Origin of the sequence: Vibrio sp. 10N.286.51.E5, assembly GCF_041469125.1 — a bacterium.
GTDB classification, from domain to species: Bacteria; Pseudomonadota; Gammaproteobacteria; order Enterobacterales; family Vibrionaceae; genus Vibrio; species Vibrio crassostreae_C.
The window spans coordinates 1-9,850 of the sequence record NZ_JBFRJZ010000122.1 but is presented as its reverse complement, the minus strand read 5'-3'; the positions used below and the strand labels follow the sequence as shown (position 1 = coordinate 9,850).

Genomic DNA, 9,850 nt, shown 5'->3' with positions numbered 1-9,850 from the left:
TTAAGATCCTGTCTATGAACCAAAACTAGCTCACCATCAAACCATGCTGAGGCAAAAGCTCACGCAGAACATACCAGCGATGATAAGAAGCCGCTTGGTAGTAACCATAGATGGGGTGTGACATCGCATCATGGCTGCAACCTGTACTTAATGCTTCAAAGCCCTCATTCCAGTCTTGATATAGTGGGATAGCTTCTGCAATGTTAAACAATTCACCGTGCATCGCTTCGGTTTGCCATTTCAGAATTCGCTCTTCACCCCTTGCTTGATACTCAATGATCTCACGTACTTTTGGCTCGAGCTGCTGCCACGTCTGCTGCTGCTCTAAATCTGAAAGTTGAGGGGATGCATTTGCCAGTTCAGAAAACATTTGATGAGTCTTCTGGCAATAAAGCATGAAGGTTTCCACGTTGTCGCGCCAACCTGACTGAACACCATCCTCATACGTGAAATGCCACTTTAAGTAAGGTCGGTCAGGGAAAGTAACGACACCACCATGACCTAACGCACCCGACAGATCTTGCGCTAACTGCGATTTAATATTCCGTACAAAAGGGTTAAAACGAGCAAAAAAATTATCTTTTTTACCGACGATGTACTTATGCATATCATCGTTAAGATCTTTGAAATCAAACGACTCACTATTGACTCGATTCTTGCGCGAACTGACCCCTGAGAAGCCATAGTGGGCAAAGGTATCTGCGTAAACGTGCGCCATAATACCTATCAAGGGAAGAAAATAGGGCTTGTTTACTTGTGCTAGATGGTTGGCACACATTTCACGAGCTATTTCGCTATCTTGACGACAGATTAACTTCTCCGTAAACGACTCACCTTTGTTACCTGGCAAGAAGTGAAAAGGAACCCAAACCAAACGTTGCTCATTCGGGTTGATGTTACTAATGTCCGCCACATGATGGGCTGTCGGTTCAACGCGACAAGCCGATGCATCATCAAACTCTATATCGTTCTCTTGTGCATTATCATCAACAAACTGCGCAGAATTGGCGATCACTTTCGCCGCTTCAAGCCTAAGACCAGCCGCACGAGCCAGACAATACGTTCCGTAGTAGTGCATATCGATTTGCATAATCTGATCCTATTTAACTGCGTTTAAAATACGTTGGGTTAATTGCCATGCCTCATCACCTAATTCTCGAATGTTTGACTCTAATTTGGCGGTATTTGCATTAGCAGTAGTTGCCGAATGTATTACGTCAATCAGGCTAGAATAAAGATGATGTTCACAGATACCGGGCGACAGGGTACTATCGGAAAAGTCCGTATTTTTAAGCAAATCAGCTTCCCTATCAGCCAAGCTTGCATTCGCTTTGTTAACCGACTTTTTAATTAAAGTGCGCATACTCATTGCAGTTTCTCCAATTGTTTTTGAGTTTTACTATCGAGTTTACGAACCTCATCTAAGCCGGTAACAGCCTGTTCTGATAACTCGCTAAGTTGTTGATTGATATTGTCACGAAGGCCATCCCACCCAGCACGTTCAAGTAGCTTATTTTGAACATCTTGCACTTCTCGAATGCTATTGAGATGGGCGGTAATCGTTTGGTTCCCTTGAATCAGTAAATTGAAACTAAGGTGTATATCAGCAATTAACTTCTGCTCCGCCTCTTCTAATGGCTGAATGAGCTCTCGTTTCTTTGCTTCAATTTCTTCTGATGCGGCTAATGCCCACTCGGTGATGCTGCTCAGTTGAGAGAGTCGATCAGGCTGAGTGACGGTTTTAAACCCTCCCATCGACTCATCGTAGACAACCGTACCTTGCGCCATTTCGATTAATTGACCGGTTTGAATCCAATCTTCGAGCATGACTGGGACCCACTCTCGGTACAGATAGTCTTCTCTTTGCTTTTTCAGCATCGAGACGTGCTGTCTTACCAAAGTGACATAAGCTTCTTCAACCTGGCTCATGTCTTTTTCCATTTGATAAGACAGTTCGACAACTTCTTTAGGCACCGTCGCTGCGCAAGCGGATAGCAGTGTACACATCGTTAAAGTGATCAGTTTTTTCACACTAGGACTCCTCTATTTGATCTCACCAAGCGAATGACATATTCATTCGCTTGTTTTCAATCTTTACCAGTCAAGCGGCGTTTCGGTCTAAATCATCTTTGATTAAATCTGGTAAATCTTGAACACGAAGTGCATGCAAACGAGGAGCTATCTTTTTCTGCTTATTGAGGAAATCAATCGCACAACTGCCTTTTAGCAACTCACCACCGCCACAGATCACGAGGTAGTCATCAAACTCAGTACGCGCGGCATCAAGCACGGTGTAGCCAAGTTTTTCCATCGCAGTGCCGGTTGATTGTTGGTACTTAGCGACAATTTGGATGGTACGAATAGGCGTGTACAAAATGTAGTGAGCGTAATTGTTCTTCTCACTAAAAATGCTTGGGTATTTGATATTAGATTGGTAGGTGAAATGAGCTCTGGTGTTACTTGCGATAAACCCCATTTCTTGTAACGTATCCGAGATCTCATTTAAAAGGTCTTTTCTACACATAATCATTCTTCCGTTTTGTGTTCACGATATTTGGATAGTGATGCGATTGAACTTTTCAATCGCATCCATTTTGTAATTACTCGATCATCGAGGTAGTGAGCGTGTGTGTGAGCACACGTCTTCCCAGACACCATTTCGGTAACGCTTGTATGCGCAAACTGGGACTACTTTAGGGCGAATACTCATTTGAGATTCCTCCAAAAACTAGTTAAAGAGGGAATTCAGTTATTGAGGTGAACACATTTGGAAGGTATGATTGCGTTACAAATCTGAGCAATCTTGCCTTTCTGTGGGCTTGAAACCTCTTAATGTTGGGCCTTTTATTCCTACGCCAAATAGGGATAAACTTCACCTCACTGCAAAAAAGCACTTTTAGTTATCACTGAAAGTGCTTTTTTTATTTCTTCTTACGAACCATTACGCCATTTATGGCTAGTTGCCCATTTTTTTTCATTTTCCTACTCCTATCATTTTCCTGTTAAGTTCTTGTGTTGCTACGCTAATTAGCATTGTTTCTATTTATACTATGCCACATCAATAGGTCACAGATCAATCAAAAGCCATCTTTTTTAATTTGTTATTATTAATTTTTTAATATTAAATAATTAACAACCGTTAAATTGGTCGCGATAAAAACAGCGATTTGTGCTAAAATAGTTATTAAATAAGTACGAAACCAAATCAAGAGATATAATAAAAATGTACAGTATCAATGAATTAAAAGAAAAAATCGGAAACCAGTCTAGAGCAGAACGGCTCGCGTTTATTGATTTTAAAGTTAGATTCAGTGGTAAAATACTAAGGTCTGAAATTGTCGAAGAGTTTGGCATTTCGGAACCATTAGCTACAAAAGATCTTTCAGAGTACAAACAGCTCACCAATGATAAAAATATCGTTCCAAAAACACACCAAATTCGATTAGACACATATCAACCCTTAGTTGAAATTGAAGCTCGCAAAGCTTTGGAAATGCACTTCGAAGGTTTCTGCCGCCATAAATTACAACAAAAAGAATCGGCTATTTACAAAAGAGCGTGCGATTTAACCACGGAACTTGATGCTGAATCTATCGCTGTAATCACGCGGGCAATTACGGATAATAAACGAGTTCGAGGTGACTATATTTCAGCAAATAGTGATTATCGTGACGAACGTATCCTAGAACCTTCTACTGTGTTTTTTGATGGACTTAATTGGGTGTTTCGGGCCAAAGATATTAAAGATAATCCAGCAGAGTCTATCTTTAAGAGTTTCCACTTTTCACGATTTGAACGTATAAAACCGACAGAGGATACATCCGAATCGACGGTTAATGATGATAACGAATGGAATACACTAATACCCATTCAACTAGGTCTACATCCAGATTTAGACGAAAAGGGTAAACAAGCGATTAGAATCGAGTTTGGTATGGGTGATACTGATACTCTTGTTGTTGTTGAAAAATCAGTTTTTGCTTGGTCATTATTAGAACGCTGGTCTGTCGACTCAGGAACTGTACCAAGTGAAATTCCTCCGGAAGCAAGCAGATTTAAGTTCTTTCTAAAAAATGCAGATATGTTGCAACATGTAAATAGCGTCAAACGCATGATGCATGAATACACAATAAAAACAGAGGGTTACATTAGAAAATAACACTAGCGCATGCAGATAGCCCACCGCAGAACTATTAACTAGTAAACGATTACGCTGGTTAAACATACTGCAAACACTGCGCTCACTTTCTCAAGGAACGGGCGCAGAATTGAGTAACCAGCGCAGTCAAAGTAAACTTAGCACGTGTAATGAATCAACGATTTGCATTTAAAAACCGCATGGCAATATTTTGTCCAAAATCTAGCTACAGCTGAAACCGGTTAACCGTTGTGCGATAGCTGCTCGCTTTAACTGGTTTCAATCCCTGTTTAACTCTTGATTGATTGAGCTTTTCTACTAGCTTTAAGAAATCGTTATGTGCTTGCGTGTAATTCACTCTGATTTGCCTCAATGAATACTCCCTTACTACGCGTCGCAAGAGCTTTTCGACCTCGTCATCAATATAATGGCTTCGATTGCCCTTGAGTGCATGAGCAGGTTTCAAAGCTTTCTTTTGCCAACCCGATCTAACGTACACACTGACCCACTCTGCTAATGTTCGCCAACTTGGTGGATTGGCATCCCCAATACTTTTAGAAAACGCAGCGAGCCACGGATCAAGTCGCTTTTGGGTATACGCCGGAACATCAGAGTCCAATACTCCCCTCACGTACGCATAGCGTCTTTCCATTGCTTGCTCGTATTCCAATTCTCGCTTTGCTTTTTGGGGCTTTTCCTTCTGGGGCTTAATCTTTTTGCCTACGGGATTAACAAAAACGGTTTCAGGTAGAGTGTCTTTAGATATGGTGATCAAAAGCCCTTTTTCTATATGCGATGCTAATTGGTCTTTTGCAAAGGAAAAGTACCCACCATGTTCGATATCTTTGATGGTGATTTCAGTTCGGCTCACATCACTCACCTGATAATGAGAGCACTTGCCACCTCGATAGCGCTTCACAAGAATAAGATTAGGGTCGCTAAAATTCATTATTCATTCCGTTATAAGGCTACAAAACAAAACAAAACAAAACAACCAGATGGTCATTTTCTCAAACGCTGTAACGTGGTTTCATAACTGCTTGGAGTAAGCATCGGTAGCCCTTCGTTGCATCGACGCTCATTCAGCCGTTCCATTCGCTCAATAAAATCTCGATGTGCTTTGCCTATATTAACTCTCACTGAAGACCTAGCATGCTCAACGATAACCTGGGATAGCAATTGATCTACTTCAGGGGGCAATCGGTTGGAGTGATTACCTTTATTATGATGACGAGGGAGCAGTGAGGCTTTTTTCCATCCCGATTCATTAAACGCTTTAAGCCATCGAAGGAGTGTTTTATATGATGGCGGGGATTCATCTTCGATTTCTGCAGCTACCTTGCTAATCCACGGTGTTAACCGATTTGCTGACAATGCAGGAAGATCAGAATCCTGTACTTTGCGAACATAGAAATATCTACGGTCGACTTCAGCTTCAATTTCCACTTTCTTGCCAACAGCTACAGGTTTTTTTTTCTTTTTAACGGCATTGATAAATAAAGCGTCAGGAACATTATTTTTGACCGTAGCCAAAAGAAGACCGCTGTTAATGTGACTTTCTAACTGCGCTCGTTTAAAGGAAAAGCATTCGCCATGCTCTATATCCTGTAACGACACCCATTCGGCATCAAATGAATTCACTTGAAAATAGGATTTCTTCCCGCCACGAAAACGCTTAGTCAGTACTAACTCGGGGTCTCGAAAGTTCATGGCGTTTCCTCTTTCCTAAACGAGCAGCTTCCAAAACATACGACGATAGGCTTTCATTTAAGGTATACCCTAATTCAACAAACTCATTGCTTCTCAATAATGTTCATTTAGAGTGGATAAACACTTTAAATGACACTATGTTCAATAAGTCTAGATGCTAAATGAGCAAATTCAATGAGCAAGGTCGGCTACGCACGAGTTTCCACTACAGAGCAATCATTAGATCTCCAGATTCAGAAACTCACGGAAGCAGGTTGTATCAAAATCTTCTCTGATACTTCAACGGGGTCAAACATCAAACGTCAAGGTTTGGTGGATCTAATGGAATACCTAAGAGCCGGAGACACTCTCGTCATTACAAGAATCGATCGCATCGCCAGGTCTGTTCTAGATTTGCAGCAGATGGTCAAAACCTTTAACGATCAGCAAATCCTACTGACCGCTTTAGAACAACCTATCTCAACAGATTCAGCATCCGGCAAAGCGTTTCTCGATATGTTGGCCGTCTTTGCCGAGTTTGAATTAAACATTCGCAGAGAACGTCAACTTGAAGGGATCGCGGCAGCAAAAGCCGCTGGAAAATACAAAGGTAGGAAACCAATCTCGAACGCAATAAAGCAACAAGTTATCAGTATGCATTCTGAGCATCAAAAAATTACACAAATCTCTAGTGTGCTAGGCATTTCGAGAAACAGCGTATACAAGATACTTAACGACAACCGCAATGGTTCTTGAATGGTATGAATACACTTTTACCCTAAGGCGCTGGCAGCAACTCAACAACATTACATTCTAAGGCTTGTGCCAAGCCATACACTTTTTCGAGTGTAATATTCACTTCACCACGTTCAATGCGGCCAACGTAACTTCTGTCTATGTCAGCAATTAGCGCGAGTTTATCTTGAGAGATGCCTTTTTCTTTGCGTACCTCACGTAATTTCGAGCCAAATTTAACCGCTAAGTCTTTCATTTTTAATCCAAGTTAAAATGAAAACTATCCTTACTTGCGGCATATAAATCCACGGACTATAATCCGCATTTAAAATCCCACTCGAAATTTCGGTAAACAAAATGTCCAGTAAGCCAATTCATCTAATTCCGTTTCTCTATCAAATTCTCATTGAGGATCAACTTGATGATTTCTCTGTATTAGAACTTAGGGATCGGTATCTGGCTCTCGCTGGTTCTACGTTAGATAAAGCAGCAGCGAGACGACTGGTGTACCGACATATCCTACGCCTAGAAAATAAACAGCTACTGTGTAAAGTAAGCGTTAAAGGCACCAAGAAAGTGACGTATCAAAAGACTGATCTGTTTTCAAAAGCAACCTGGGAATTAACGAAACACAACAGCACTACCAAAGTCAGCGAAAACAATGATAGTTCTTATGAAAGCAAATCAGATTCGCCTAAAACGGTACTTCAAGAAAGGTTAGAGCAATGTGAAAGTGACTTTTTAGCCTGCTTACAAGAGTTTCAAACGTATCAAGGCCTTAGCTCTGAGTTCCCTCATTTAAAAGAAGGCTTACATGATGTAAGGAGCAAGACCAAGATTCAAAGTTCAAAATTGGTTGGTCAGATAAGAGCAATCAAAATGGCATTAGCACTATCATGATAGCTTTGCGCCAGTGGCAATCAGAGTGCGTCGAACTGGCCCTGCATCACTATCAGAAAGGTCAGTCTCACTTCCTCTGTCTTGCAACGCCAGGGGCTGGAAAGTCAGTCATGGCGGCAGAAGTTGCCTCTCGGCTATTTGAACAAAAAGCTATCGACTTTGTCCTTTGTTTTTCACCATCAACAGCCATATCGCAGGGGTTAGCTTACACCTTTAAGAATCACCTGAACTGCCGTTTTGATGGCGTGATTGGAGCGTTAGGTGCCTCGTATACCTATCAAGGTTTGCAGTACTTTGATGACTACTTTTGGTCTTTGCTACAAACTCACCGAGTCCTGGTTGTCCTTGATGAAATTCATCATTGCGCGGGGCTCAACATGACAGAGGCAAACGCATGGGGTGAAAAAGTTATTCAACACATACAATCCCACGCTCGATACACACTTTCATTAACTGGTACGCCATGGCGTTCTGATAAAGCACCGGTAAGCCTATCAAGCTACAACATCAACACGGCTGAAATTGAATGTAACTACGTCTATGGGTTGAGCCAAGCGGTTAAAGATAAAGTATGTCGCTTACCCAGTATTGTCTTAGTCGACAACGAAATGATCACTGCAAAATCTAACGATTCAGAAACTCGCCACTTCTCATCCATCCGTGAATATCTGGATGAACCTTTTGGCTACTATCAAAGTATCATCACCGACGATACCTGCATAAGATACCTGATAAAATTAGGCTTAAAGAAGCTAGATGCGATTCAGGAAAAGAAACCAAACGCCGCAGGGTTAGTGGTAGCGGCATCTGTTGAGCACGCGATAAGAATACACTCAATGCTTTCCGAAGAGTTTAATAAAAAGGCGGTTCTTGTCACTTACAAGCATGACGCCCCTTCAGGGATCATCGATGACTTCAGAAGCAGCGATTCCGATTGGATAGTGAGTGTGGGAATGATTAGCGAAGGGACAGATATCCCTAGGCTTCAAGTGTGCTGCCACCTTAGCAAGGTTAAAACAGAGCTTTACTTCAGGCAAATCTTGGGGCGTATTCTCAGGATAAACAAAGGGATAAACCAAGAAGCGTGGTTATATACTTTTGCCGAACCCAACCTAGTGACTTATGCCAACCGAGTCGCAGAGGAGATCCCTTTGAACGATGTAGTATTTCAAGAACACATGCCCCATAACAACGCTGCATTTTCAGAAATTCATAACACGCGGATACCAAACTACTCAAGCATAAAAAGTTCAGGCACCCAGATTTCATGGGGCGAAACACAACTAACTAAAACTGAACAAAAAGCAGCCACCTTATCTAACCACAACTCTGAAGAACAGTGCCACTACTTCGACGTAGTGGGTGATTTTAGACAACAAATTGTTGATGTGTTCCGTTTTCAAAACCCATGAATCGCTTAGTAATTAAGATACGACAGAATCCCTTGGTGATCACACCACGTAGCGGCGTCGTTCAACTCATTTATGGACAAAAACGTGTTAGATTCAAAACTCTAATTCACTTAACTGATATTAGAAAAAGTATCTTGAAACCGTAAATCTGCGAGTTTGATACGGCAACGTTGAACAATGAGTATTAGCTATCTAATCAATCACGTTAGTATAGGTGAAGCCTGAAAGTGATAGACTTAGAAAGCGTATGAATAATAATCAACAAAAATCTGGTGAGTGTGTTACCTTGGTTGTTATCCCTACCGCTTAGTGGGGACTTCTTTTCTTTTCCGAACTCGCATCTCGGCACTCCTTAGTTGCCCTCCTAAGCCTCACCGCAGGCTTTAATTATGTCCATTTCAACCCAAAAGTTAAGAAACATCTTCAAACTCACTAGAATTGAAAATGTAGAAATCAACAACGACGTACCCCATTTCGCACCTTGGTTACCACTTGCTCAAAAAGTAAAACCTGTAATCCCTTCTGCGATTGTATATTGCGAAGGTAATTTTGGTAAAATTGATGGTAAAACCGCTAATGGGTTAGTGAGACATTCGTTAAGCTATCGTATTCTATCGGTTATTGATAGTGAGTCTGCTGGCTTAGATGCTGGTGAAGTTCTTGATAACAAAGCCAATGGAATACCGATCCTTGCTAATGCTGAAGAAGCTATCATTCACGCAGAAAGCATTCCTGATTACTTCATTTTTGGCATTGCGCCATCAAGTGGCTTTTTATCTGACTTAGATAAAAGCATCATTTTAAATGCCATGTCACTAGGAATGAACATCGTAAATGGCTTACATGAATTCCTAACCGATGATCCTCTATTTTTAGAAGCCAGCTTAAAGAATAACGTTCGAATATTCGATACTCGCAAACCCAAAAATAAAGGCGAACTGAAAACGTTTAGCGGGAAAATACACAACGTTAAATG

General features: G+C 41.3%; 12 protein-coding genes. 5 read left to right on the top strand and 7 right to left on the bottom strand.

The window, feature by feature from the left end:
- Nucleotides 1-25: 25 nt before the first annotated feature.
- The 4 genes from AB4161_RS22815 to AB4161_RS22800 form a co-directional block, all read right to left on the bottom strand.
- A complete protein-coding gene (locus AB4161_RS22815; RefSeq protein WP_102321424.1) occupies nucleotides 26-1,090 on the bottom strand; it encodes a DUF6765 family protein in 1,065 nt (354 codons plus the stop codon).
- Between the two features lie 9 nt (nucleotides 1,091-1,099).
- Nucleotides 1,100-1,369, bottom strand: coding sequence for a hypothetical protein (locus AB4161_RS22810; RefSeq protein ID WP_102321423.1), 270 nt, complete (start codon nucleotides 1,367-1,369; stop codon nucleotides 1,100-1,102).
- Nucleotides 1,366-2,031 (bottom strand): hypothetical protein, encoded by a 666-nt coding sequence (locus tag AB4161_RS22805; RefSeq protein ID WP_240800817.1) that lies wholly within the window; start codon nucleotides 2,029-2,031, stop codon nucleotides 1,366-1,368. Before AB4161_RS22805 ends, AB4161_RS22810 begins: the two co-directional genes overlap by 4 nt.
- Before the next feature lie 70 nt (nucleotides 2,032-2,101).
- Entirely contained in the window at nucleotides 2,102-2,524 is a 423-nt protein-coding gene (locus AB4161_RS22800; RefSeq protein ID WP_102321422.1) for a PD-(D/E)XK nuclease superfamily protein, read from the bottom strand.
- A 699-nt stretch (nucleotides 2,525-3,223) separates the two neighbouring features.
- Here AB4161_RS22800 and AB4161_RS22795 point away from each other — a divergent pair.
- Nucleotides 3,224-4,159, top strand: coding sequence for a WYL domain-containing protein (locus AB4161_RS22795; protein ID WP_102321421.1), 936 nt, complete (start codon nucleotides 3,224-3,226; stop codon nucleotides 4,157-4,159).
- 205 nt (nucleotides 4,160-4,364) lie between these two features.
- Here AB4161_RS22795 and AB4161_RS22790 read toward each other — a convergent pair whose 3' ends face one another.
- Both AB4161_RS22790 and AB4161_RS22785 read right to left on the bottom strand, forming a co-directional pair.
- Complete coding sequence (locus AB4161_RS22790; RefSeq protein WP_102321420.1) at nucleotides 4,365-5,087, bottom strand: hypothetical protein; 723 nt, start codon at nucleotides 5,085-5,087, stop codon at nucleotides 4,365-4,367.
- A gap of 53 nt (nucleotides 5,088-5,140) precedes the next feature.
- Entirely contained in the window at nucleotides 5,141-5,848 is a 708-nt protein-coding gene (locus AB4161_RS22785) for a helix-turn-helix domain-containing protein (protein ID WP_102321419.1), read from the bottom strand.
- Between the two features lie 174 nt (nucleotides 5,849-6,022).
- Between AB4161_RS22785 and AB4161_RS22780 the strand changes: the two genes are divergently transcribed.
- Nucleotides 6,023-6,583, top strand: coding sequence for a recombinase family protein (locus tag AB4161_RS22780; RefSeq protein ID WP_102321418.1), 561 nt, complete (start codon nucleotides 6,023-6,025; stop codon nucleotides 6,581-6,583).
- Between the two features lie 22 nt (nucleotides 6,584-6,605).
- On the opposite strand, the gene AB4161_RS22775 is transcribed toward AB4161_RS22780, so the two are convergent.
- Nucleotides 6,606-6,818, bottom strand: a complete 213-nt coding sequence (locus AB4161_RS22775; protein WP_065676525.1) for a helix-turn-helix domain-containing protein — start codon at nucleotides 6,816-6,818, stop codon at nucleotides 6,606-6,608.
- A gap of 101 nt (nucleotides 6,819-6,919) precedes the next feature.
- Between AB4161_RS22775 and AB4161_RS22770 the strand changes: the two genes are divergently transcribed.
- The 3 genes from AB4161_RS22770 to AB4161_RS22760 form a co-directional block, all read left to right on the top strand.
- Nucleotides 6,920-7,462, top strand: coding sequence for a hypothetical protein (locus AB4161_RS22770; protein WP_102321417.1), 543 nt, complete (start codon nucleotides 6,920-6,922; stop codon nucleotides 7,460-7,462).
- The gene (locus AB4161_RS22765; RefSeq protein WP_170967985.1) at nucleotides 7,459-8,874 is read left to right on the top strand and encodes a DEAD/DEAH box helicase; all 1,416 of its coding nucleotides are present in this window, start codon (nucleotides 7,459-7,461) and stop codon (nucleotides 8,872-8,874) included. The genes AB4161_RS22770 and AB4161_RS22765 overlap by 4 nt, the downstream gene beginning before the upstream one ends.
- Before the next feature lie 389 nt (nucleotides 8,875-9,263).
- Nucleotides 9,264-9,850: DUF1611 domain-containing protein (locus AB4161_RS22760; protein WP_372084412.1), on the top strand; the 587-nt coding region annotated here is incomplete at its 3' end.

Bases quoted from the DNA above. Each gene is read 5' to 3' on its own strand.
- AB4161_RS22815 (WP_102321424.1), bottom strand. From the start codon at position 1,090: ATGCAAATCGATATGCACTACTACGGAACGTATTGTCTGGCTCGTGCG.
- AB4161_RS22810 (WP_102321423.1), bottom strand. From the start codon at position 1,369: ATGAGTATGCGCACTTTAATTAAAAAGTCGGTTAACAAAGCGAATGCA.
- AB4161_RS22800 (WP_102321422.1), bottom strand. From the start codon at position 2,524: ATGTGTAGAAAAGACCTTTTAAATGAGATCTCGGATACGTTACAAGAA.
- AB4161_RS22795 (WP_102321421.1), top strand. From the start codon at position 3,224: ATGTACAGTATCAATGAATTAAAAGAAAAAATCGGAAACCAGTCTAGA.
- AB4161_RS22790 (WP_102321420.1), bottom strand. From the start codon at position 5,087: ATGAATTTTAGCGACCCTAATCTTATTCTTGTGAAGCGCTATCGAGGT.
- AB4161_RS22785 (WP_102321419.1), bottom strand. From the start codon at position 5,848: ATGAACTTTCGAGACCCCGAGTTAGTACTGACTAAGCGTTTTCGTGGC.
- AB4161_RS22780 (WP_102321418.1), top strand. From the start codon at position 6,023: ATGAGCAAGGTCGGCTACGCACGAGTTTCCACTACAGAGCAATCATTA.
- AB4161_RS22775 (WP_065676525.1), bottom strand. From the start codon at position 6,818: ATGAAAGACTTAGCGGTTAAATTTGGCTCGAAATTACGTGAGGTACGC.
- AB4161_RS22770 (WP_102321417.1), top strand. From the start codon at position 6,920: ATGTCCAGTAAGCCAATTCATCTAATTCCGTTTCTCTATCAAATTCTC.
- AB4161_RS22765 (WP_170967985.1), top strand. From the start codon at position 7,459: ATGATAGCTTTGCGCCAGTGGCAATCAGAGTGCGTCGAACTGGCCCTG.